The 23,176-nt window shown below is 55.4% G+C and carries 16 protein-coding genes, 2 tRNA genes and 1 pseudogene; 7 read left to right on the top strand and 12 right to left on the bottom strand.

What is annotated here, in order from left to right; genetic code table 11:
* Nucleotides 1-69: 69 nt before the first annotated feature.
* Both clpA and clpS read right to left on the bottom strand, forming a co-directional pair.
* Nucleotides 70-2,385: an ATP-dependent Clp protease ATP-binding subunit ClpA gene (clpA, locus tag KIH26_RS06805; RefSeq protein WP_213443639.1), complete on the bottom strand. Its 2,316-nt coding sequence runs from the start codon at nucleotides 2,383-2,385 to the stop codon at nucleotides 70-72.
* Between the two features lie 76 nt (nucleotides 2,386-2,461).
* Nucleotides 2,462-2,824, bottom strand: a complete 363-nt coding sequence (gene clpS, locus KIH26_RS06800) for an ATP-dependent Clp protease adapter ClpS (RefSeq protein ID WP_249660987.1) — start codon at nucleotides 2,822-2,824, stop codon at nucleotides 2,462-2,464.
* A gap of 300 nt (nucleotides 2,825-3,124) precedes the next feature.
* Between clpS and KIH26_RS16985 the strand changes: the two are divergent.
* A pseudogene (locus KIH26_RS16985) lies at nucleotides 3,125-3,316 on the top strand (cold-shock protein); the annotation flags it as partial.
* 180 nt (nucleotides 3,317-3,496) lie between these two features.
* On the opposite strand, the gene KIH26_RS06790 reads toward KIH26_RS16985, so the two are convergent.
* The 3 genes from KIH26_RS06790 to KIH26_RS06780 all read right to left on the bottom strand — a co-directional run bounded on the left by KIH26_RS06790 (nucleotide 3,497) and on the right by KIH26_RS06780 (nucleotide 5,120).
* Nucleotides 3,497-3,573, bottom strand: a tRNA-Arg gene (locus KIH26_RS06790).
* Between the two features lie 82 nt (nucleotides 3,574-3,655).
* A tRNA-Pro gene (locus tag KIH26_RS06785) sits at nucleotides 3,656-3,732 on the bottom strand.
* A gap of 56 nt (nucleotides 3,733-3,788) precedes the next feature.
* On the bottom strand, nucleotides 3,789-5,120 hold the full coding sequence (locus tag KIH26_RS06780) for a PQQ-dependent sugar dehydrogenase (protein ID WP_249660985.1): 1,332 nt from the start codon (nucleotides 5,118-5,120) through the stop codon (nucleotides 3,789-3,791).
* Between the two features lie 178 nt (nucleotides 5,121-5,298).
* On the opposite strand from KIH26_RS06780, the gene KIH26_RS06775 reads away from it, so the two are divergent.
* From KIH26_RS06775 to KIH26_RS06765, 3 genes are all read left to right on the top strand, one after another.
* Nucleotides 5,299-6,030 (top strand): formylglycine-generating enzyme family protein, encoded by a 732-nt coding sequence (locus KIH26_RS06775; RefSeq protein ID WP_249660984.1) that lies wholly within the window; start codon nucleotides 5,299-5,301, stop codon nucleotides 6,028-6,030.
* Nucleotides 6,030-6,596 carry a histidine phosphatase family protein gene (locus KIH26_RS06770; protein WP_213443637.1) on the top strand — a complete coding sequence of 189 codons (567 nt, stop codon included), beginning with the start codon at nucleotides 6,030-6,032 and terminating at the stop codon, nucleotides 6,594-6,596. Before KIH26_RS06775 ends, KIH26_RS06770 begins: the two co-directional genes overlap by 1 nt.
* A gap of 86 nt (nucleotides 6,597-6,682) precedes the next feature.
* Nucleotides 6,683-7,360, top strand: coding sequence for a DsbA family oxidoreductase (locus tag KIH26_RS06765; RefSeq protein WP_213443636.1), 678 nt, complete (start codon nucleotides 6,683-6,685; stop codon nucleotides 7,358-7,360).
* 87 nt (nucleotides 7,361-7,447) lie between these two features.
* Here KIH26_RS06765 and KIH26_RS06760 read toward each other — a convergent pair whose 3' ends face one another.
* The 6 genes from KIH26_RS06760 to KIH26_RS06735 form a co-directional block, all read right to left on the bottom strand.
* Entirely contained in the window at nucleotides 7,448-9,253 is a 1,806-nt protein-coding gene (locus KIH26_RS06760; RefSeq protein ID WP_213443635.1) for a tetratricopeptide repeat protein, read from the bottom strand.
* Between the two features lie 36 nt (nucleotides 9,254-9,289).
* Entirely contained in the window at nucleotides 9,290-9,796 is a 507-nt protein-coding gene (locus KIH26_RS06755) for a DUF4124 domain-containing protein (protein ID WP_213443633.1), read from the bottom strand.
* Entirely contained in the window at nucleotides 9,789-10,748 is a 960-nt protein-coding gene (locus tag KIH26_RS06750; RefSeq protein WP_213443632.1) for an alpha-E domain-containing protein, read from the bottom strand. The genes KIH26_RS06755 and KIH26_RS06750 overlap by 8 nt, the downstream gene beginning before the upstream one ends.
* A gap of 2 nt (nucleotides 10,749-10,750) precedes the next feature.
* Nucleotides 10,751-12,190, bottom strand: a complete 1,440-nt coding sequence (locus tag KIH26_RS06745) for a circularly permuted type 2 ATP-grasp protein (RefSeq protein ID WP_213443631.1) — start codon at nucleotides 12,188-12,190, stop codon at nucleotides 10,751-10,753.
* A gap of 76 nt (nucleotides 12,191-12,266) precedes the next feature.
* Nucleotides 12,267-14,930: an ExeM/NucH family extracellular endonuclease gene (locus KIH26_RS06740; protein ID WP_213443630.1), complete on the bottom strand. Its 2,664-nt coding sequence runs from the start codon at nucleotides 14,928-14,930 to the stop codon at nucleotides 12,267-12,269.
* A 127-nt stretch (nucleotides 14,931-15,057) separates the two neighbouring features.
* Nucleotides 15,058-17,598: a DNA internalization-related competence protein ComEC/Rec2 gene (locus tag KIH26_RS06735; RefSeq protein WP_349627851.1), complete on the bottom strand. Its 2,541-nt coding sequence runs from the start codon at nucleotides 17,596-17,598 to the stop codon at nucleotides 15,058-15,060.
* Between the two features lie 13 nt (nucleotides 17,599-17,611).
* Between KIH26_RS06735 and KIH26_RS06730 the strand changes: the two genes are divergently transcribed.
* The 3 genes from KIH26_RS06730 (at nucleotide 17,612) to KIH26_RS06720 (ending at nucleotide 20,939) form a co-directional block, all read left to right on the top strand.
* Nucleotides 17,612-18,070, top strand: a complete 459-nt coding sequence (locus KIH26_RS06730) for a RidA family protein (protein ID WP_213443628.1) — start codon at nucleotides 17,612-17,614, stop codon at nucleotides 18,068-18,070.
* 267 nt (nucleotides 18,071-18,337) lie between these two features.
* A complete protein-coding gene (locus KIH26_RS06725; protein ID WP_213443627.1) occupies nucleotides 18,338-19,021 on the top strand; it encodes a hypothetical protein in 684 nt (227 codons plus the stop codon).
* Between the two features lie 94 nt (nucleotides 19,022-19,115).
* A complete protein-coding gene (locus tag KIH26_RS06720) occupies nucleotides 19,116-20,939 on the top strand; it encodes an ABC transporter transmembrane domain-containing protein (RefSeq protein ID WP_213443625.1) in 1,824 nt (607 codons plus the stop codon).
* Nucleotides 20,940-20,986: 47 nt separating this feature from the next.
* Here the strand turns inward: KIH26_RS06720 and ligA are convergent, their stop codons facing one another.
* On the bottom strand, nucleotides 20,987-23,038 hold the full coding sequence (gene ligA, locus KIH26_RS06715) for an NAD-dependent DNA ligase LigA (RefSeq protein WP_249661118.1): 2,052 nt from the start codon (nucleotides 23,036-23,038) through the stop codon (nucleotides 20,987-20,989).
* Nucleotides 23,039-23,176 lie beyond the last annotated feature (138 nt).

The raw sequence follows: 23,176 nt of genomic DNA, 5'->3' as shown, positions 1-23,176 counted from the left end.
AATACGTGCAATAGAAAACAGCCTGCGTGGTGAAGGCAGGCTGTTCATTTCATATCAAAAGACGCAACATCAATCCGTGGCGACTTCCTCCGCTTCAGCCTTCGGCTTACCTTCCTTCTTAGGCAGTGGCTGAATGTTCAAGCTGATCTTGTCTTCCGAATCCATATCGACGGTAACAATACCGCCGTCAACGAGTTTGCCGAAGAGCAACTCATCAGCGAGCGCTTTGCGAATCGTGTCTTGGATCAAGCGCTGCATCGGGCGTGCGCCCATGAGCGGATCGAAGCCTTTCTTGGCGAGATGCTTGCGCAGAGCGTCTGTGAAAGTGACATCGACTTTTTTCTGATCGAGCTGCGTTTCAAGCTGGAGCAAGAATTTATCCACCACGCGCAGGATCACGTCTTCATTGATCGGCTTGAAGCTGACCATCGCATCCAAACGGTTGCGGAACTCTGGCGTGAACAAGCGTTTGATATCGGCCATCTCATCGCCTTGCTGGCGCGAGTTGGTGAAACCAATCGTGGATTTGTTCATCGTCTCGGCGCCGGCATTGGTCGTCATGATGATGATGGTGTTGCGGAAATCGGCTTTGCGGCCGTTGTTATCCGTGAGCGTGCCGTGATCCATCACTTGCAGGAGCACGTTGAAGATATCAGGATGCGCTTTCTCGATTTCATCGAGCAGCAACACAGCATGTGGCTTCTTGGTGATGGCTTCTGTGAGCAATCCGCCCTGATCAAAGCCCACATAGCCCGGAGGCGCGCCGATGAGGCGGCTCACAGCATGGCGCTCCATGTATTCGCTCATATCGAAGCGAATCAGATCAATGCCCATGATGTTGGCCAGCTGCTTGGCGGCTTCTGTCTTGCCTACGCCGGTGGGGCCGGAGAAGAGGAAAGCGCCAATCGGCTTGTCTGCACGGCCGAGGCCTGAGCGTGCCATTTTCACGGCAGCAGCCAAAGCTTCGAGCGCGGCATCTTGGCCGAACACCACATTCTTCAAATCGCGCTCAATGTTCTTGAGCTTGCTGCGATCATCATTGCTCACGCTCGCAGGAGGGATGCGCGCGATCTTGGCCACGATGTCTTCCACTTCGGATTTGCTGATGATCTTCTTGCGTTTGCTCGCAGGTAAGATGCGCTGGGCTGCGCCCGCTTCATCGATCACATCAATTGCTTTATCGGGCAAGTGGCGATCGTTGATGTATTTGGAGGAGAGCTCGGCAGCGGCAACCAAGGCGCTCGCGGCGAACTTCACGCTGTGGTGCTCTTCGAAGCGGCTCTTCAAGCCTTTGAGGATTTCAACGGTTTGCTCAACAGTTGGCTCCACCACATCGATCTTCTGGAAGCGGCGTGAAAGAGCTGCGTCTTTCTCGAAGATGCCGCGATACTCAGTGAAGGTCGTAGCGCCAATGCATTTGAGCGAGCCGTTCGACAAAGCTGGCTTGAGCAAGTTCGATGCATCCAGCGTGCCGCCAGATGCAGCGCCTGCGCCGATCAACGTATGAATTTCGTCAATGAACAGCACGGCATTGGGCTTGTCTTTCAAGCTCTTGAGCACGCCTTTCAAGCGCTGCTCAAAATCGCCTCGGTATTTCGTGCCAGCAAGCAATGCGCCCATGTCGAGTGAATACACAATCGACTCGGCCAAGATTTCAGGCACATCTTTTTGCGTGATGCGCCATGCGAGGCCTTCGGCAATCGCCGTTTTACCCACACCAGCTTCGCCCACGAGTAAAGGATTATTTTTCCTGCGGCGGCAGAGAATTTGAATCGCGCGCTCGACCTCGTATTCACGGCCAATCAGCGGATCAATTTTTCCATCTTTGGCCATCTGGTTGAGGTTTTGCGTGTATTGCTCTAGTGGAGAAGCCTTCTCAGCTTTCTCTTCACGCTCTTCCCCACCCTCGCCTGCACCATCGCCCGCTTTCGCTGGCTCTGGGGGATCGGTTTTCTTGATGCCGTGAGCAATGAAATTAACCACATCCAAGCGAGTCACGCCCTGCTGATGGAGATAGTAAACAGCATGCGAATCTTTCTCGCCGAAGATGGCCACGAGCACATTCGCACCCGTGACTTCCTTCTTGCCATTGCCCGTGCTCTGCACATGCATGATGGCGCGCTGGATCACGCGCTGGAAGCCGAGCGTGGGCTGTGTGTCCACCTCTTCGCTGCCTGCCACTTGCGGTGTGTTGTCTTTGATAAAGGTGGTGAGCGATTTGCGCAGCTCATCGATGTTGGCGGCGCAGGCGCGCAAAACTTCGGCGGCGCTGGGGTTATCCAGCAAGGCGAGCAGCAAATGCTCCACGGTGATGAACTCGTGGCGCTGCTGGCGCGCTTCGACAAAGGCCATGTGCAAACTGACTTCAAGTTCTTGAGCGATCATAAGAATTCCTGTAGGCTTTCGTCGTTAATCTGTAGCTTCATTCTGAGGCAAAAATCCTTGCTTTGCAGAACATATTTCAAGCTGTGGGCTCACTGACACATTGCAAGGGATGACCCGATTTTTGTGCAGCCTCCATCACGCGATCCACTTTGGTGGCGGCAACGTCTTTGCTAAATACGCCGCACACGCCCTTACCCTCCATGTGGATTTTGAGCATGATCTGAGTCGCAGTTTCACGGTCTTTGTTGAAAAACTCTTGGATGACTGCCACCACGAATTCCATGGGCGTGTAATCGTCATTGAGCAGCACCACTTGGTACATCTGTGGCGGCTTGGTTTTCTCGGGCTTACGCTCAAGCACCACTGCGCCGCCATCATCCTCTTGAATGGGCTTGGCACGAGGCGCTTGAGGTGGGCGCGGTGGGTTTTCAGTGGCCAATGGGAATCCTGATGTGAAAAATTAAAGTAATGGAATAGATTTTAAGGCGCGCCATGAAATTACAAGAGCCACAGATTCGCTTTCAAGTATGAGACGAATACTGTTTTCTCCTGGACAAATCTGATCACACCAAGACAAAGCTGATAAAACCGCATCCTTGTCTAGCACAAAGCTTTGTCTATATTAAAATAATAAAACAGCTAGACAATTATTTGACAAAAAGCAGAATAGCCCTCAAACTGAGCTGACAATCCGGTCTATTCGATGACACAACACGGATTGCTGAACAAGGAATTACTCATGGCGACAGGTATCGTGAAATGGTTCAATGACTCCAAAGGCTTTGGATTCATCACGCCTGATGCGGGCGGCACAGATGTGTTCATTCATTTCTCGGCCATTGCCATGGAGGGCTACAAAACTCTCAAGCAAGGTGCACGCGTGAGCTTTGATCTCACCGATGGCCCCAAAGGCTCACACGCACAAAACATTATTCAAACTGCGCCTCCCGAGCCCAGTCTCGAGCAGCCCGAAACTGCGCATCGCAAACGTGAATCGCGTGTGCGTACACCGCAATTCAATGTGGGGCATCAGGAATTTGCTCAAACGCGCTGAACAACAGGCTGCGTAAAGTCTCGCGCACTACAAACAAGCGCATCAATTTTTCTGAATTGGCCTGCCCGGAGGGGATCGAACCCCCGACCCACAGCTTAGAAGGCTGTTGCTCTATCCAACTGAGCTACGGACAGTTTGTGCATCACACAAAACAAAACGCCCCGCAAACGGGTGAATGCGAGGCGTCTGAATCAAGATAAACTCTTGATTTGATCTTGGTCGGAGTACAAGGATTCGAACCTTGGACCCCCTGGTCCCAAACCAGGTGCGCTACCAGACTGCGCCACACTCCGAAGATCAATATTATAGACGAGCTTCGAGCGATTTTCAGCAACAGAGCACAGCCAATTTAACGAGACACCCGTATCAGCTTGCCGCTGTCTGCCAGCATGTATATCCAGCCATCTGTGCCTTGGCGCACATCGCGAATGCGTTCGCCTCGGCTAGCGAGCAGGCGCTCCCGGAAGATTTCGCTTTTGCCATCGCTGCTGAGCACCACACGCCAGAGCGCTGTACCAGCCAGTGCGCCGCTGAACAAATTACCGCTGTATTCGGGAAATTTATCACCGCTGTAGAAAGCCAAGCCAGCCGGTGCCATCGATGATTTGGAGCCGCCTGTGTACGGGCTGCCATCGCGTGTGAGCCAGTAGCTCACCGGCTGCTCCATGCCGGCTTTGGCTGTGCCTTCGCCCACCTGTGTGGTGCTGCCGTATTCTTGGCCATAGCTGATAACGGGCCAGCCGTAGTTTTTGCCGCTTTCTGCGCGATTGAGCTCATCGCCACCTTGCGGGCCATGCTCGCTGACCCAAAGCTCGCCTGTGGTGGGGTGCAGGGCTGCGCCTTGTGGGTTGCGGTGGCCGTAGCTCCAGATCGCGCCTTGAGCGCCAGCTGTTGCAAAGCTGGGATTACCAGGCGCAGGCATACCCTCAGTGGTGATGCGCATCACTTTGCCATGGCCGCGTGTGAGATCTTGCGCGTGCACGCGTTCGCTATTGTTTTGCCTGTCGCCCAAAGCCACGAAGAGGTAGCCGTTTTTATCAAATACCAAACGCGAGCCGTAATGCCCGCTAGAAGTGACTTTGGGCATTTGGCGGTAAATCACAGTCACATCGCTCAAACTGCGCGCATTGGTATCGAGCTTAGCCCGCACGACGGCTGTGCTGTTGATGCTGGCATTGCTGCTGTCGTTCTCAGAAAACGTCATGTAGATACGTTGATTGCTGGCATATTGCGGATCAATCACCACATCCAGTAAACCACCCTGCCCGGCGCTGTTGACCGCTGGCACACCACTGACCGTGCCGACCGTGCTGCCATTGGCTGCAAGCAATTTCAATGTGCCGCCTTTTTCCGTCACGAGCATGCGGCCATCTGGCAAAAAGGCAAGGCCCCAAGGGCTGACGAGGGTGGTGTTGAGCTCGGTGACCTGCAAAGTGAAGGTGGTGGTGAGCATCACGGCGGCCGGCGTGCCTGAAGTGCCAGGGGCCGGCGTGATCACGGGTGTTGTGACGGGCTGGCTTTGCACCAGCGGCGCTGGCTCATTGGCTCCTCCGCCTCCGCAGGCCACCATACCGATACTGATCAAGGCCAAAAGCATGAATAAGAGCGTGAAGCCGCGCCCGAGCATACGGGCGGCTGGGTGCAAGAAAGCCGGGGCATATCGAGTGATCAGTTGTGTCATGCTCGCAAGATAGCGGCGAGAAGGTGTATATCCGCTGCTGAATGCGAGTTGTGCAAACAGATGCATCTGCTTCTCCTGTGGGGCGGCGATAAATTTTTACAAAACTTAATAGCATTGTCGCCACAGTTTGCATGCCAAGCCGCAAGCAGGGTTAATGATGCATGCTCAAAATACACCCATGAATCGCATCTTTCTTGCCTTGTGCATTCCCGGTTTAGCCTTAGCTCAAGCAGAGGACATGCAGCCCATCCGCGGCTTTGCAATCGACAAAACCGAAGTCAGTATTGAGCAATTCGCCCGCTATTCGCAAGCCACAGGCTTCGTCACAGCAGCAGAGAAAGCTGGCGGCGGGAGCACCTACGAAGGCGGCTGGGTGCAACGCAAGGGCTGGACATGGCGCATGCCGTTTGGCCTGCCGACTAGCAGTAAAGAGCCTGCCGTTCACATCACCTTCAGCGAAGCCAAAGCCTATTGCCAATGGGCTGGCAAACGCTTGCCCACAGATGCCGAATGGATGGAAGCCGCCTACACAGAGCGCCGCGCTTCGCCGCCTGCAGGCTTTGCCACAGGCCAAACCTACCCCTACCCCACTGGCAGCAGCCCACAAGGCGCCAATTGCATCGGCGATTGCGGCTCTGTTCAAACTCCCGCCGCCTACGCCAACCCCGCCATGACCTCACGCGGGCGTGGCCATGCGCTCACAGGCAGCACACGCGCTGGCGTGAACGGCTTGCACGAGATGGGCGGCAATGCTTGGGAGTGGACTGAGGGTGGCAGCGAGTCAGCGCGCCCCACGCGCGGCGGCTCATGGTGGTATGGCGCTTCGCAAATGCACCGCGATCATTTGCAAACCAAACCTTCTGACACCGCCGTGGTTTATATCGGTTTTCGTTGCGCAAGGAGCTTGTGATGGATCGTCGATTTCTCTTAGCGAGCGCAACATGCGCTTTGCTGCCCGCCATGAGCTTGGCAGACGATGCCGCTTGGGCAGCCTTGAAAAAACCAGGTGCTATCGTGCTCTTTCGGCATGCCCTTGCGCCCGGCGGCGGCGATCCGCCCGGATTCAAGGCCGGCGATTGCAGCACGCAGCGCAACCTCAGCGAAGAAGGCAAAGTGCAAGCTCAGCGCATCGGGCAAACCTTGCGCGAGCGCGGCGTGAAAGTGCAAGCTGTCTGGCATTCCGAATGGTGCCGTACCCGAGATACCGCGCAGCTTGCCTTCCCTGATTTACAAGGCAAGGCTCTCAAACCCGAGCCCGCTTTCAATTCATTTTTCAGCGACCGCAGCACCGAGCCAGCGCAAACCGCCGCCGCAAGCGCGCTGCTACTCAATTGGCGTGGCCCTGGCGCTCTGGTCGTCGTCACGCATCAAGTCAACATCACCCAGCTCACAGAAATCTTCCCGCAATCGGGCGAAGGCGTTGTGTTGGAACGCAGCGGCAAACAACTTCGCGTGATCGGGCGTATCATGCCTTGAGTGCGCTTTGATCAGCGTTTTATAAGCCAAATCGGCCTATCGCCGGCGTAGAATCTGCGCAAGCAGCTATTCTTTTGATAGTAACTATGAGCACCTCACCCATCCAACTAGAAATCGTCAGCGACATCGTTTGTCCTTGGTGCTACATCGGTAAGCGCCGCATGGAAGCTGCCCTTGCTCTCTTCGCTGCTTCGCATCCCGATCAGCCCAAGCCGCAAGTCAGCTGGCTTCCCTTCCAGCTCAACCCCGATATGCCTCAAGCTGGTATGAGCCGCGCAGATTACTTGCAACGCAAATTCGGCACATCTGACGGTGGAGGCGTTTACGAACGCGTGCGCGGCGAAGGGAAAAAAGAAGGCCTGGATTTCAACTTCAGCGCCATCCAGCGCCAACCGAACACCTTGCGTGCCCACGCCCTGCTCGCCGCCGCATTGCAAGCCGATGAAACAGCCGCGCTCCAAGCCCAGCTCAAAGAAGCCTTCATGAAAGCCTATTTCTGCGAAGGCGCAGACCTGACGCAAGATGCCACGCTACTGAAGATTGCCACCGAAGCAGGCATGCCAGCAGAAGCCGCGAACGCCGTGCTGACCAACACAGCCGCCCACGAGGAAGCCGCCGCTCAAGACGCAGAGCTGCGCCGTATCGGCATAAGCGGCGTGCCATTTTTTATCCTCAACCGCAAGTTTGGTGTGTCGGGCGCGCAGCCGCCGGAGGCTTTACTGGCAGCGATCGAGCAAGCGCTCTCGACAACGACTCCAAATTGAACTCCAAGCGTGCTAGAAACTATAAATTTGATAGCACTCCGCGCAGTAAATACGCCGGCAAACCACCTAAAAAGCTTCAAAAATCAATCAAAAAAGGCTACCTGAGATGCTCGAAGCTCGCAGCGCTACCAGCTTCCTCAAATCGGCAACCACTCGCGCCATCTGCGCGCTCCGCGCCTCTGCATGATCGCGCCGATAGAGTTTCATGCTGGGATACCAAGGGCTGTCGCTGCGGTCTAGGAGCCAGCGCCAATCGGGGTTGGGCGGTAAGGCCACCCAAGTGGGTTTGTTCAGGGCTGCGGCGAGATGAATCACGGCGCTGTCGATGCTGATAACCAGATCGAGGTTGTCGATCATGGCGGCGCTGTCGGTGAAGTCTTGCCACTCGCTTGTGAAGTCTACCAATCTGTCGGCGCTGGGCTTGATATCTGTGTACACGCCGCCATCGCTCTTTTGCAGGCTAAAGCACTGCGCGCCAGGCATCTCTAGCAAGGGCTTGAATTCAGAGAGCGGCATGGAGCGGTTGTGATGATTGGCATGGATGTGATGCCCTGCCCAAGCAATGCCAATTTTTAGCTTGCCATCCCAGCTGGCGAGCTTGTCTTTCCACACGGCGCTTTTGTCTTGTGGCGAATGCAGATACGGCGTTTCGCGCGGCACATTGGCCTCATTGGTGCGGTAATGAAGCGGCAGCTCAAGCAGCGCCACATGGTAATCGGCTTCAATATTCAGATTGGGTTTCAAGCAAATCACGCCGGGCATGCTTTCGACCAGCGGAATCAGCTCCGGCTGGATCACGCAATAGACTGTGGCCCCGTCTTTTTGCAACACCTTGGCATAGCGCACAAAATTGATCACATCACCCAAGCCCTGCTCTGCATAAATCACCACGCGCTTACCGGCAACGGGTTGCAGCGAGGGGCCTTTCCATTCGAGCTCGGGTCGGAAGAAGGCCGGGCGCGTCATGCGGTCAGTGTCGTGCCAGCGGCGCTCGTACACCTTCCAACCTTCTTCAAACTTGCCGGCGAGCAGCAAGAGCAAGGCCAAATCAATCACGGCGATGGGGAAATCAGGCTTGAGCTCGAGCGCGCGGCGCAGTTGCACCTCGGCTTCATCGAGACGATTCAGATGCAGCAGGGCTGTGCCGTAGATGCGCACTGCAAATGGGTGATTCGGATCAATGCGCACCGCCTCTTGCGCGTGGTGCAATGAGCCTTGGTAATCAGCCAGACGCCAGAGAACACCGGCGAGATCGACATGCGCCTCCAGAAAATCCGGCTTAAGCGCAATCGCTTCACGATAGCGCTTGATACTTCCGGGCAGATCATGTGTGTGCTCTAGGCAAAAGCCATAGTGCAACAGCGTTTTGGGATCTTTGCTGTCAAGAATAAGCAGATCGGGATAGAGCTTCGTACCATCGGCGTAACGCTTGCGGTTCAAGTAATACTCAGCCAGCGCTTCCACCATCTGCTTAGATTCAGGATTGGCCGCCACACCCGAGCGCAACGCAGGCTCAAGCTCAGCCTCACGCTTTTGGCTGGCGAGCAATTGCGCCAGCTGAATCCACAGCGGTGGATGATTGGGCGCGACGCGGCAGGCATCACTCACCCAGGCGCTGGCGCTCCAGCCGTCATTCATGGCGAGGTAAGCCTGCGCGATGGCCAGGCGTGTGTCTACTGCAAGAGGATTGAGGCGCAGGGCGTTGCTGAATTTTCCGAAGGCTTCATGTGGACGATTCAGGCGCAAGAGCGTGATACCAAAGCGATGAGCGATGGCTGGATTGTTGGGCTGCTGCTGCTCAGCATTGGCCACCAGTTGCAATGCTTCTTGCAATGCGCCAACATTGAGCGCCTGATCAATTTGTTGTTCGGGGGTGGTGACGACGTAAGACATTCACAGAGTGTAATCAAGAGCAACTCTGCAAAAGCATCAGCGGCAAGGCGCAGGCTCGGTAATGTTTTGGCATTTGGTTTGCGCCTCGACTGAGATGCCAGTGCCGGTGCGGCCTGCATTGATGCCTTGGCGATTCTGAGAGAAGCAAGCCACGGATTCGTTGTAGCGTTGCCAAGCAGCTTCGCACTTTTCGCGCTCTGTGATGGGCTGGCGCGCTATGGGGGCTGCGCCATCGCCAGACGCAGCGGGGGGTGCAGCCGGGCTGATGCTCGCCGGTACGCGGGAGGAGACGATATTGCTGCGCGTATCGACCTTCTTGGCTGTTGCGCGGCGATCTTCTGGCACATCAGCGCCGTATTGCACTTTGCCGTTTTTATCGACCCATCGGAAAATTTCGCCTGTGTTGGCAGGTTTTCTGGTGGCTGTGGTGCTGGTGGATGTCGTGATGCTTGGTGTTGGCTTAGCGGCTGTGCTCGTTTGCGCAAACGCTGCACCGTGCCACACGAGCAGCACGGTCAGCAGAAAGCGCGCAAACTTAGGCATTCTGCGGCACCAAGAAATCACGGCTGATTTTCGCGCCGAGTGCGTTGATGCGATCTAAGAATTGCGTGAGATAGGCATGTAGTCCTGTTGCCAAAATTTCGTCGATCCGGCCAAACTGCAAATCGGCGCGCAGCTTGCCCGCTGTGCGCAGCGTATCTTGCGATTGCTGATTCGCTACAAGGTGCAGATTTTCCACCACGGCATTTAAACTGGCATGAAGCGAGCGCGGCATATCGGCGCGCAGCATGAGCAGCTCAGCCACGCGCTCAGGTGTGATCACATTACGATAGACCTTGCGATAAATCTCAAAGCCTGAGACGCTGCGCAAGATCGCGCTCCAGTGGTAGAAATCCAGCTCCTGATCTTTCTCGTTGGCCGCACCGTAGAAATCGCTTTGCAGCGCATGAAATTTCACATCGAGCAAGCGAGCGGTGTTATCAGCCCGCTCAAGGAATGTGCCCAGGCGAATGAAGTGCAGAGATTCATCCATCAGCATCGTGCCCACGGTCACGCCGCGCGAGAGGTGGCTTCTGAATTTCACCCATTCAAAAAATTTACCCGGATCGCGCTCAAACTCGCCTTCCTTGAGCATGCGCTTGAGCTCAAGCCAAGTCTGGTTGATCGTCTCCCACACCTCAGTGGTGAGCGTGCCGCGCACGGCGCGCGCGTTCTCTCGCGCTTGCTTGATGCAGCTCACGATGCTCGATGAATTCATTTCATTTTTCACCATGAAATGCATCACATCTTTGGCGTTCACGGTCTGGTGCCAAGCTTTGTAGCTGTCTTCCAGCTCGCTGATGGAAACGATGCCCTCCCAGCCAGCCTGCGCCACTGCTGCGGATTGCGGCAGCAAAGAGGTCTGGTAATTCACATCGAGCATACGCGCGGTATTCTCAGCCCGCTCGGTGTAGCGAGCCATCCAAAACAAATGATCGGCAGTTCTACTCAGCATTTTTATTCCTCCATGACCCAAGTGTCTTTCGTGCCCCCGCCCTGCGACGAGTTCACGACCAAGGAGCCTTCTTTGAGGGCGACTCGGGTGAGGCCACCGGGAACGAGTTGAACTTCTTTGCCTGAAAGCACAAAGGGGCGCAAATCAATGTGTCTTGGCGCGATGCCTGCTTCCACAAAAGTGGGGCAAGTAGACAAAGACAAAGTAGGCTGCGCAATGTAGTTGCTTGGATTGGCTTCCAACACGCGGCGGAAATCTTCGATTTCTGCTTTCGTGGCCGCTGGGCCCACGAGCATGCCATAGCCGCCTGCACCATGTACTTCTTTGATCACCAGCTCGCTCATGTGATCAAGCACATAGGCCAACTCTTTCGGATCACGGCACATATGGGTCGGTACATTGGAGATGATGGGTTTCTCGCCGAGGTAGAACTCGATCATCTTGGGTACATAAGGATAAATGGATTTATCGTCAGCAATGCCAGTGCCCACGGCGTTGGAGATCGTCACATTGCCTGCCTTGTAGGCTTCCATCAAACCGGCACAGCCCAAGGTGCTTGTGGGGCGGAAGACTTTCGGATCAAGGAAATCGTCATCCACGCGACGGTAGATCACATCCACTTTTTTTGCACCTTGCGTCGTGCGCATATACACAAAGCCGTCTTTTACAAACAGATCCTGTCCTTCCACGAGCTCAATACCCATTTGCTGCGCGAGGAAGGCATGCTCAAAGTAAGCGGAGTTGTACATACCTGGCGTGAGCACCACGACTGTGGGTTCACCAGATGTGGCGGGAGCAACGCTACGCAGCGTCTCCAGCAGCAAATCCGGGTAGTGCGCTACCGGAGCCACTTTGTTTTGCGCAAACAAATCAGGAAACAACCGCATCATCATCTTGCGGTTTTCCAGCATGTAGCTCACGCCGCTGGGCACCCGCAGATTGTCTTCCAGCACGTAATACTCGCCATTGCCTTGCGCATCCGGCGCGCGCACGATGTCAATCCCCGCAATATGGCTGTAGATCTGGCGTGGTACGTTCACGCCCACCATCTCTGGCCGGAATTGCGCGTTACGCAAAATCTGATCGGCGGGGATCACACCCGCTTTCAGAATCTCTTGCTTGTGATAAATATCATGTATGAAGCGATTAAGCGCCGTGACGCGCTGGATCAAGCCCTTCTCCATCGTCGCCCACTCGTGCGCGGGAATGATACGTGGGATGAGATCAAAGGGAATCAAGCGCTCCGTGCCAGCGCCGTCTTCATCTTTCTCACCATACACAGCAAAGGTGATACCCACGCGGCGAAACACCATCTCGGCCTCATCGCGCCGCGCCCGCATCACATCGCGGGGCTGGCGCGCGAGCCATTGGTCATACCGCGCATAGTGAGGCCGAACGCTCGTGGACGTGGCCTGCATTTCGTCAAACTTCAAAGCTGTCATGAAACTCTCCTGCATACAGGATAGCAAGTTTCAAGCCACAAAACCCCTCGGGTAAGCGAGGGTGAGTAGAAAAAATTCAGGGCACGACGGTATGGGAGCCTAAGCCGCTGGCGTTGTTGAGCACGGGAGCAGGTGCAGCCTCCCATTGGTCTGTCACATTAAATATACCAGCGGCATTGCTGTCACCCACCTTGATCGTGCTTTTGCGACGCAGGGTTTGATCCAGAGTGCTCAGTGCGCCACCTGTCCACGCCGTGCCAGGATCAAAGCCGACTTGACCAATGCGATCAATCACCACACCCGATTTTTCTAAGGTGATGGCATCATCACCGTTAAAGAAAGTCACGGAACTGGTGAACGTCACTGGGGCAGAAAAAGTGAGGGTCATTTGTGAATTGAAAATGACTAAAGCTTGCCCTGCACTTAGGGTACCCGTCAACGTCAAGGTATTACCTGCGGTGGTTCCACCATTGCTGTAAAGCTTGACGACATAACTCGATAAATTCACGGTCTGCGTGGTGGGGTTGTAAATCTCCAGCGCCTTGTTATTACTAGTGCCTTCCAAATACTCGCTGAAGAACAGATCCGGTGCAGCCGCTGGTGCACTAGCCACAACTACCACGCCAGTCACAGTGGTCAATTGGCCAGCGGAATTCAATGCACTGATCGTGACGGTGTATGTGCCACTGGTAGCGTAAGTGTGAGCGATACCTAGCGGTGTGGTCACGGTGGTGAGCGTATTGGCTGTGTTGTCACCCCAGTTCACGCTCAATGAGCTGAAGCTGGCTGTACCGCCAGGTACGGCTTCTGTAATTGTCAAGCCATAAGGAACACTCACCTGAGCATTGGCGGGAACTGCCGCACTGAGGATTGGCAAATTCACCGCGGCATCCGCCGCCAGCGTGATACCCAAAATTACAGGGTCGTGATCTGAAGCACGATAAGGCGTTGCAGCATAACGGTCATCAGATTTGTTTTCTGTGTTGTAGTCAATCACAGTAGGCTCATCAGCATTGATGTGCCACACACCGACACCTGTGACTTGCGTGCGCATGGAGGTCGAGGCATAGCCGTGATCTAGCGCACCGGTTTCACCACCAAACACATAGGTGTAACGATCACTCACGGGCATACGCTCAAGCAGGCTTTCATAGCCAGCCGTTTTCAGCGCAGCAACGGGATCTTCGTTCAGGTAGCTATTGATATCGCCCATAACAATCACATCATTCTCGCCCTGAGCCTGCAATTTGCTGGTAAAGCTGCTCAAGGCTTGCGCTTGTGCTGTGCGCGCCAGATTCCAGCAGCCCTGACCTGCATCAATATCACCCGTAGTGGGGCAAGAGCCTTTGCTCTTGAAGTGATTCACAACGAACCAGAAACCACCGTCGTTGGCTACCGAAGCGAAGCGCTGCGCCAGAGGGGGTCTGCCGCTGGCCGTGGTGTAGTTGGCTAAATCAGCGCCCGTGGGCAACACTGTGCCGCCAATGCGCTTGACCTTCGCTGGCTTATAAAGAATATCGACCTTGATCAAGTCTGTGCCAATGGTGCCGCTGTTCACTGCAGCATAGGTACCCGCACCCATTTTTGCATTCAATGCTGCCAGGAGATCTTGCGTTGCCACATCGTTGTTATTTTCGATTTCGATCAGGCCCAGTACATCGGCATCCAGGCCAGCAATCGCTTCCACAATTTTTGCTTTCTGCCGCGTGAATTCAGCAGCATTGTTTGCACCGCGCGAGCCCAGCGTGGTGAAGTAGTTCAGCACATTGAAACTGGCTACTTTGAGTGTGCCAGTCACAGCGGGTGATGTACTTGGACGCGGATTGCTATTGGTAAAGACAGGCGCCACCACAGGATGAATGCGGTAAGCACCGAAATTGTGGCTGAGCACTCCCTGCAGGTTTCGCACGGTATCGCCCATACGGCGCGTTCCTGCCGAGCCAGCAGCGCTTAGATACGGAATTTGTGAAGGATTGGACGCGCTTGAACCATCATCAAGCACGATGCGGGCGAGCAGATTTTGCGCATTGGTCACGACAGCGTTGCCGTTATTCGGGTGGAATTGCCGGCCATTCAGGCCCAAAACCATTTGGCCAAACTGACCCAGCTGAAACATTTCCGTCACAGCCAATGTTTGCTGAATCTGCACCAGCATGCCTTCATAGCGCTCCAGCGTCGTGGCCGTAGCTAATGGCAAAGTGATTTGTGCGGGAGCAAGCGCTACGCCACTGCCGCAGAGACTTGCCGTCACGGAGCCAGACAGCTGCGTGATGCTGTCTGTTGCGCCGCCAAACTCCGCGACCTGACCTTGCACCTGCACATAGTCGCCAGTATTGAATTTCTGTACATTAGGTGCGAAGACAAACAAGCCTTCTGAGGTCAATGGATCGCTGTCGGCCACGGCCTGCTGAATGAAGAAACCATTGAGCTGAGTCACTGTCGTGGGCGTGGTGGAGTTTTGAAATGAGCCAACGACCACGCCGCGCACTGTCACAGTTTGTGACAACAAAGGGCTGATGCTGCCCGTGCCTTGCACGCTGGTGATATTTGTCAAAGGTGCGCCTGCTGAAACTGCAGCCGAGCAAGTAGGCAACACCAAAGTGGCTGTCGGAGCAGGGTCAGTGATCGCAATGGGTGCAGGATCATCGCTGCCACCACATGCCACCAGGCTGGCTGCCAGCCCAGAGATGACCAGATAGCGCAGGCTTCGCGCAAAACACCTACCGAGAAAAGAAATCATCACCGCACTCCGATCGAATTAAATTTCACGAAAGCGTAGTGAAGAAATAAGTCGTTAGCGTGACGGAAAGTAAGGCCTGTTTGATTTCATTTGATGCCAACTCAGCTGCTGTGCTGACAAGCTGCCATCAAGGCAGACGATGATGCCAGTAGCGCTTGTGCATATCTCTTTCGCAGCGAATGGTCTGCGGCTCTGCGCTGCGCCAATGGGCGGCGCCACAGCGGGCGCTGTCGATCACCTGGATACCGCGCTCCTGATAGCGCACCATCACCTCGGGCACGGGATGCTGAAATCGGTTGCGGTAGCCAGCTTGCACCAAAGCAATGCGAGCCTGAACAGCGTCTAGGAATTCTGGCCTAGATGATGTCTTGCTGCCGTGATGTGGCACGAGCAGCAGGTCTGCTTTCAGCTTCGCTTGATCACTCACCAAGCGAAGCTCTTGTGTGGCTTCCAAATCGCCAGTGAGCAGCGCGGATTGCTTGCCATTGCTGATGCGAAGCACACAACTGATGGCATTGGGTTTTTGCTTGAGATCGTAGTCCGCAGGCTGCGGATGCAAGATTTCAAAATCCACGCCATCCCATTGCCAGCGCTGGCCAGCTTCGCAGCGCTGAGCTGTTCGGATCTGCTGCAGCTCATGCTCCGCCTCGATGGAGCTGATCAGCCGTGCTTGTGGCTGCATCTTGAGCACAGCTGCCGCGCCGCCAATGTGATCCGCATCACGGTGAGAGATCATGAGCACATCCAGCCTCTCTCCCAAGGCGCGCAGCAGGGGAACGAGTGTGCGCTGCCCCGCATCGCTCTCGCGCGAGAAGCGCGGGCCTGTGTCATAGAGCAAACTGTGATTCGCGGTTTGCACGAGGATGGCATTGCCTTGACCAATGTCTGCACCCAGCAGTGCAAACTCCCCCTGCGCGGGGCGCGGTGGGCTCACCAGCAGCATGGGCAAGATCATGACTGCGCCTGCAAAGCGCAGCGGCAAAGGCAGCTTGAGCACCAAAAGTAATGCACCAAAAATGGCTATCGCCGGCAAGAGACCTGCGCTAGATGCTACTGAAACTGTAGCAAATGGCAACTGCGCAAGCCAAGAGAGCATCACGCCCATGGCCTGCACACACAGTGCCGCTACCTCCCAAGCAGGCGGTGCGATCACGCCCAGCAAAGCCAGCGGCGTGGCGACCAATGTGACCCAAGGAATCGCTAGCGCATTGGCCACAAGACCGACAAAGGACACCTGGTTGAACAAGAGCAGACTCAAAGGGGCAAGCGCCAGCGTGATCACCCATTGCTCGCGCAGCATGGTTTGCAAACGCTGCCACATGCTCTGTGGCGCATGAGCGGAATGCAAGCGATCCCGCCCTGCATCGGAAGCAAACAGAATACCTACCGCGACAAAGCTGAGCCAAAAACCTGCCGACAGCAGCGCCCAAGGATCCAAGGCCACGATCAACGCGAGAACGAGCAACCAAACCAAAGGCCATGGCCACTGCTTGCCTGAGAGCTTCAAAATGGCTACAGCACCAAGCATCCACACCGTACGCTGTGCTGGAACGCCCCAACCTGCAAACAGTGCATACGCGGTAGCCAGCACCACGCCGCCGATCAGCGCGGCATGCTGAGCTGGCCGCCAGGTGGTCAGCCGCATACTGCGCCGCCAGAGGCTGCCGATGAGCAGCGCTGCTCCCCAGGCAAACATGGTGATATGAAGGCCAGAAATGCTCATCAAGTGCGCCACGCCAGTCGCACGGTAGATATCCCAATCCGCGCGCTCAATGGCCGCTTGATCACCCACCGCCAGCGCTGCCACCACACCTGCAAGCTGAGGGCTGCTCACGCGCTCAAAAATGGCATCGCGCACCTTTTGGCGAGCGGCCTCCAAGGGATGCTGCCAAGTTTCACCGATCTTCACCGGCCCATCGCCTCTTGCGGCCTCTCGCGGTGTGGCGCGCACATAGCCCGTAGCAGCTATGCCCTGCTCCCATAGCCAGAGCTCGTAATCAAAACTATGGGGGTTCAAATTGCCATGCGGCGCTTTCAGCCGCGCCACCATCTGCCAACGCTCGCCCGCCTTGATCTCTCCGCTGCCTGATTGCAATTCGGCAAACGGCATGATGGCTGCATCTTCGGACAGGCGCGGCAAACTGCGATACCAAGACAGCTGAACTCGCGGCGCAAGCCGCACATGCACGGCATCGCCTTCTTTCAAAAGCTGTGCAGACTCCACATCCAGCCTGAAGCGCATCCCCGACTCATCACGCTGCGGCATGGCCGCGATCACGCCAGTGATGCGAATGTCTGCCCCCTCCAAACTGGCACTTAAAGCTTGGCTGGCATAGGCTGCTGCACGCCAACCAGTTTGCGTAAAACCCAATACAGCCGCAGCAATGCACAGGATCAGCAATCCAGCGGCTGCATGCATACGCGTGATATTGGCCTGCGGCTCGATAGGCTTTACTATGAATTGAATAGCACTCCGCGCAGTAACTACGCCGGCAAACAGCCCAAAAGCACCATAAATCCAAGTAGAAAATAGCTCTCGCTGCTGCAATTGCACAGCACAGCCGAGCACGAAGGCAAGAAGCGGCAGCGAAAAATACAGCATTTGCGGGCTAGGGTTGTTATGTTGTTCCGCTACGATGCGGTTTTGTTTTTCAGTTTCATTATCCAACGGAGCATCCCTCATGAGCGTTTACGACAAACTCAAAGAACTCGGTATTGAATTGCCCCCTGTGGCTGCGCCTGCTGCCGCTTATGTGCCTTTCGTGCAAACTGGCAAGCTCATCTTCGTCTCTGGCCAGATTGCGCGCAAAGATGGCGCGGTTTGGGTCGGCCAATTGGGTAAAAACATCAACACCGAAGAGGGCAAACTTGCGGCTCGCAATTGCGCGATCCAGCTCATGGCTGTTCTGCATTCAGCCTCTGGTGATCTCAACACAATCAAACGCATCGTCAAAGTGATGAGCTTGGTCAACTCCACCCCTGATTTCACCGAGCAACACATCGTCACCAACGGCTGCTCCGAGCTGCTTGGGCAATTGTTTGGCGCAGCAGTGGGTGCACATGCCCGCAGTGCTTTTGGTGTGGCACAAATTCCGCTGGGCGCTTGCGTGGAAATTGAGTTGATTGCTGAATTGGCTTGATTTATGGAGGCGCCTAGGTCGCAGCCAGCCAATATTTCAAAGAAGACTCATTAATAGACTTTTTTCGAATTTGTCAATTTAAAGTTTTCATTTCCATCTGAGTTCACATCTCATTGATTTGTAACGCGATCTCCCGCAATCCACAGGAGTGTGTATCAAAAAGACATGTTGCGAAATTTTTGAGTGAAAACTGTTTTTTACAAATAGAAACTCCTTCATAATGGGATGTACATATAGCTGCATCATCCATTCTTCAGGCTTTCACTCATGTCGTTAATGACCAAATCAGAGCTGGCTTTGCTTGGAACCTATGTGGTTGTTCGCACGGATCGTGGCAATGAAATTGTCAAAAGTGATCCTCGCCAGATGCCACGCCGCCTGAGGGTTTTGTTGTTGGCTATCGATGGTGGCCAGCCTGTGAATCTCTACACCCAAACGCTCAAAGGTTTTGGCGACGTGAGTGATTTGCTGATTGAGCTGGTGAATCTCGGAATGGTGCGTTTGGTAGAACCTACCCTGGCCAAGAAAGCGCAGCTGTCTGGTCGCAGTGATCAATTCGCAGCCCTGGATCAAATGCTAGACGACTCTCGCTTTAACAGCGAAAGTGCGGCCGATGTGTTCTACGGCAGCACCACGCCAGGCAGTTTCGATGAAATGGTGCGAGTTGCTCGCATCGATCGCCCTGAATTCAAACCCGCTGTGGTGGCCGCACCAGCACCCGTTGCCGCGCCCGAACAAAAAAAGCAAATCGAAAGCTTGTTTAATTTGCTTGAATCCGTACGTGGCGAGCGCAGCAATCTCAAGCAACAAATCGCCAAACTCCAGCGTGTGAAAGAGGCAGCTATTCGCCTACACCATCGCAACGAAAAACTACAAAATTGGGTGTATGGCTTGGGAATAACTTGCACCCTGCTCGCTACGAGCCTGATCATTGTTTTGTTTCGGCGCTAAGAGCTCAGCCGCGATAGCAGGGCATTGGATGCCGTTTTGGCACCTCGCCGGCATAGAATATGCGCATCACGCTATCAAATACTGAGTTATACCTATGCCCGACAAAGCACCAGCCACGGGTTCTCCACAATCTCTGAGCGGCCTCGTTCCTTTCCTCAAGCCTTACTCCAGCCGAATCGCCTTAGCCCTGCTCTTCTTGGTGCTTGCAGCTGCAGCAACCTTGGCATTTCCCATTGCATTGCGTGAACTGATCGATGGCGGTTTGAAGGCGAACTCATCCGATGCCACCAAAGCCGCGCAATTGCTCGCGTTGCGCGGCCATTTCTTCGATTTGTTTTTAGTCGCGGTCGCGCTCGGGCTTTTTAGCGCTGCGCGCTTTTTCACAGTGAGCTGGCTGGGCGAGCGCATCACCGCAGATTTGCGCAACGCCGTCTATGCGAAGGTGCTGCGCCAAAGCCCAGAGTTTTTTGAAACAACGCAAACCGGCGAAGTGCTCTCACGCTTAACAGCGGACACCACGCTCGTGCAAACGGTGGTGGGCTCCTCGCTTTCTATGGGGCTGCGCAATGCGGTGATGGGCATTGGCGCGCTGGCGATGCTTGTGTGGACCAATCCCAGAGTCATGATCACGGTGCTCGGTATTTTGCTGCTCATCGTGCTGCCTGTGTTGCTGGTGGGCAGGCGCGTGCGCAAGCTCTCACGCGCGAGCCAAGATCGTGTGGCCGATTCCAGCGCCATCGCCGCTGAAGTGCTCAATGCGATTCCCGTGGTGCAAAGCTACACCGCTGAAAACCGCGAATCCTCGCGCTTCGATGCCTCCACCCAGCGCGCCTTCCAAACCGCTGTGCGCCGCTCGATGATGCGTTCAGCCCTTGTAGCCTTCATCATCATTGCCACCTCTGCTGCCCTGCTCTGGGGTTTGTTTCAAGGCACGCAGGCCGTCGTCGCAGGCTATATCAGTGCTGGGCACTTAGGACAAACTGTGGTCTATGTGATCATCCTTGCCGGCGCATTTGCCGTGCTCGGTGAGGTGTATGGCGATTTGCTGCGCGCTGCGGGCGCGACCGAGCGTTTGATGGAGCTTTTGCATGCGCCTGAGCGTATTGTTTCCAAGCAAAATAAACCCTTAAATATTGATTTCCACGGCGTGGAATCTGCGCAGAATGCTATTGAATTTATAGCGACCACGTTTCACTATCCTTCTCGCCCGGCACAGGCTTCGCTGCAAGCGCTCAACTTGAAAGTGCAGCGCGGTGAAACCCTTGCCCTCGTAGGCGAGAGCGGCGCAGGCAAGACGACCGTCTTCCAACTCCTCCAGCGCTTTTATGAACCTCAGCAGGGGCGCATCGAGGTTTTTGGCACACGCATTGAAGAGCTTTCCTTAACAGCTCTGCGCAGTTCAATAGCTGTCGTGCCCCAAGACGCGGTGATTTTTTCTGCCAGTGCCCTCGAAAACATCCGCTATGGCCGCCCTGACGCCAGCGATGAAGAAGTGAAAATAGCCGCCAAAGATGCCTTTGCCGATGATTTCATCCGCCAGCTCCCAGAAGGCTATGACACCTTCCTAGGCGAGCGCGGCGTGCGCCTGTCTGGCGGCCAACGCCAGCGCCTGGCCATCGCCCGCGCGATGCTCAAAAACGCGCCCATCCTTCTGCTCGACGAAGCCACCAGTGCGCTTGACGCGCAAAGTGAGCAGATGGTGCAGGCCGCTTTGGAGCGCGCCATGCAAGGCCGCACCACACTGGTCATCGCGCACCGCTTGGCAACGATTCAAAAGGCAGATCGAATTGCTGTGCTCCAAAAGGGCCAGCTCGTCGAGATCGGGACACACGAAGCGCTCATCGCCCAGGCCGGTGTTTACGCCAAACTGGCTGCATTGCAGTTTCGCGCCAGCACTTCACAAACCGATGCGGCCTAAGCACTCATGACTTGGCGCTCATGAAGTGGCGTAGCTTGGCTCTCCAGCTAAGCTGCCGAGCTGATCGACGGCGCACCTGACGCTAGCAAGGCCAGCATCTGCGCCTCATCTATCACGGTCACGCCCAGTTCAGTGGCTTTATCAAGCTTGCTGCCCGCATCTGCGCCTGCGACCACATAGCTGGTCTTTTTACTCACGCTGCCAGAGACTTTCGCGCCTGCAGCTTCGAGCATGTCTTTAGCTTGATCGCGGCTGAGCGTTGGAAACGTGCCGGTGAGCACGAAGGTTTTACCGCTCAAGGTTTGCGGGGCGCGCACGGCCGGCTCGCCCTCTTCCCATGTGATACCCACAGCTCGCAGCTGCTCCATCACTTCTCGGTTGTGTGGCTGCTCAAAGAACGTACGCAGGCTGTGGGCGACGATAGGGCCGACATCGTTGACTTCTAGCAGCTGCTCCTCAGTGGCATCCATGATGGCATCCAAACTGCCGAAGTGCTTGGCCAGATCACGTGCGGTGGCTTCGCCGATCTGACGGATACCTAAACCATAGAGGAAGCGATTGAGCGTGGTTTGCTTGGATTTCTCTAGGGCGGCCAGAATATTTTTCGCAGATTTTTCGGCCATGCGATCCAGTGTGGCAAGCGATGTGAGGCCGAGGCGATAAAGATCAGGCAAGGTTTTGATCACGCCTCCATCGACAAGTTGGTCAACGAGTTTGTCGCCCAAGCCTTCGATTTCTAGTGCGCGGCGCTGAGCGAAATGCAGAATCGCTTGTTTGCGTTGTGCGGGGCAGAACAGGCCTCCTGTGCAACGCCAATCGGCCTCATCTTCTTCTTTCGCAATCGCGCTTTGGCATTCAGGGCATTGGCCACTGAGGCGCTTATAGATGTTGAGCGGTTCGCTCACATCATCGGGGCGCTTTTCAAGCACCACGCCAACAACTTCAGGAATCACATCGCCTGCGCGTCGCACGATCACCGTGTCGCCCACCCGCACATCCTTGCGCTGTGCTTCGCCTTCGTTGTGCAGCGTGGCATTCGTTACTGTGACACCGCCCACGAACACAGGCGCGAGCTTAGCGACTGGCGTGAGCTTACCTGTGCGACCGACTTGAATATCAATGGCCAGTACAGTAGTCATCTGCTCTTGCGCAGGATACTTGTGAGCCACAGCCCAGCGCGGCTCGCGGGTGACGAAGCCTAGGCGTTTTTGCAGCGCGAAGCTGCTCACCTTGTACACCACACCATCAATATCAAAAGGCAGCTGATCTCGCTCAGCGGCAATGCGCCGGTGATACGCTACTAATTCAGTAGCACCTCGCGCTTGTCTTGTGCCATCTGAGACCGGAAAACCCCATGATTTCAGGGTTTGCAGGGCTTGCCAATGGCTTTCAAAAACCACTCCTTCGGCTACCTCACCCAAGCTGTAGGCAAAGAAACTCAAGGGGCGCTGCGCAGCAATTTTGGAATCAAGCTGGCGCACAGCGCCTGCAGCCGCATTACGCGGATTCACAAAGGTTTTTTCACCCTTCGCGCCCGCAGCAATCTTCTCGCGCTGCCGCTCGTTCATCGCTTCAAATTCATCGCGACGCATATACACCTCTCCGCGCACCTCCAGCAAAGGCGGTGCATCAGCTGGTAGCTTCAAAGGAATCTGGTGAATCGTGCGGATGTTGTGCGTCACATCCTCGCCCGTCTCGCCATCGCCTCGCGTGGCGGCTTGCACGAGGATACGGTTTTCATAGCGCAGGCTCATGGCCAAGCCGTCGAACTTCAACTCAGCCACGTATTCAACGGGCGGCGCATCGTCGGCGAGTTCAAGCTCTTTGCGAATGCGCGCATCAAAGTTTTCTGCGCCACTGGCTTCGGTATCCGTCTCCGTACGAATCGAAAGCATAGGAATGGCATGGCGCACAGGCGAGAGACCGTCCATCACCGCACCGATCACACGCTGGGTAGGCGAATCGGGTGTGAGTAATTCAGGATGCTGCGCTTCAAGTGCTTGAAGCAACTTAAACACGCGGTCGTATTCCGCATCGGGGATTTGTGGATCATCGAGCACGTAATACTGGTGTGCGTGATGATGCAAAAAAGCATGCATGGCGTCGCGCCGTGCGATAGGTGATGCAGAAGCATCATCTGCAATTGCTATCGAATGAATAGCTGCTTGCGCAGTATTCATGCCGGCGAGAGGCTTGTTTTCTTCTGAAAACAGATCAAAAGTTGACATGGCAAAACG

This window comes from Variovorax sp. PCZ-1 (assembly GCF_018413605.1).
Lineage (GTDB): Bacteria > Pseudomonadota > Gammaproteobacteria > Burkholderiales > Burkholderiaceae_C > JANMDU01.
The sequence above is the reverse complement of the archived record's forward strand: the minus strand, read 5'-3'. Positions and strand labels throughout refer to the sequence as shown.

Bases quoted from the DNA above. Each gene is read 5' to 3' on its own strand.
- KIH26_RS06760 (WP_213443635.1), bottom strand. From the start codon at position 9,253: ATGTCTTACGTCGTCACCACCCCCGAACAACAAATTGATCAGGCGCTC.
- ligA (WP_249661118.1), bottom strand. From the start codon at position 23,038: ATGCATGCTTTTTTGCATCATCACGCACACCAGTATTACGTGCTCGAT.
- KIH26_RS06740 (WP_213443630.1), bottom strand. From the start codon at position 14,930: ATGATTTCTTTTCTCGGTAGGTGTTTTGCGCGAAGCCTGCGCTATCTG.
- KIH26_RS06765 (WP_213443636.1), top strand. From the start codon at position 6,683: ATGAGCACCTCACCCATCCAACTAGAAATCGTCAGCGACATCGTTTGT.
- KIH26_RS06770 (WP_213443637.1), top strand. From the start codon at position 6,030: ATGGATCGTCGATTTCTCTTAGCGAGCGCAACATGCGCTTTGCTGCCC.
- clpA (WP_213443639.1), bottom strand. From the start codon at position 2,385: ATGATCGCTCAAGAACTTGAAGTCAGTTTGCACATGGCCTTTGTCGAA.
- KIH26_RS06750 (WP_213443632.1), bottom strand. From the start codon at position 10,748: ATGCTGAGTAGAACTGCCGATCATTTGTTTTGGATGGCTCGCTACACC.
- KIH26_RS06725 (WP_213443627.1), top strand. From the start codon at position 18,338: ATGTCGTTAATGACCAAATCAGAGCTGGCTTTGCTTGGAACCTATGTG.
- KIH26_RS06780 (WP_249660985.1), bottom strand. From the start codon at position 5,120: ATGACACAACTGATCACTCGATATGCCCCGGCTTTCTTGCACCCAGCC.
- KIH26_RS06730 (WP_213443628.1), top strand. From the start codon at position 17,612: ATGAGCGTTTACGACAAACTCAAAGAACTCGGTATTGAATTGCCCCCT.
- KIH26_RS06755 (WP_213443633.1), bottom strand. From the start codon at position 9,796: ATGCCTAAGTTTGCGCGCTTTCTGCTGACCGTGCTGCTCGTGTGGCAC.
- KIH26_RS06775 (WP_249660984.1), top strand. From the start codon at position 5,299: ATGAATCGCATCTTTCTTGCCTTGTGCATTCCCGGTTTAGCCTTAGCT.
- KIH26_RS06720 (WP_213443625.1), top strand. From the start codon at position 19,116: ATGCCCGACAAAGCACCAGCCACGGGTTCTCCACAATCTCTGAGCGGC.
- KIH26_RS06745 (WP_213443631.1), bottom strand. From the start codon at position 12,190: ATGACAGCTTTGAAGTTTGACGAAATGCAGGCCACGTCCACGAGCGTT.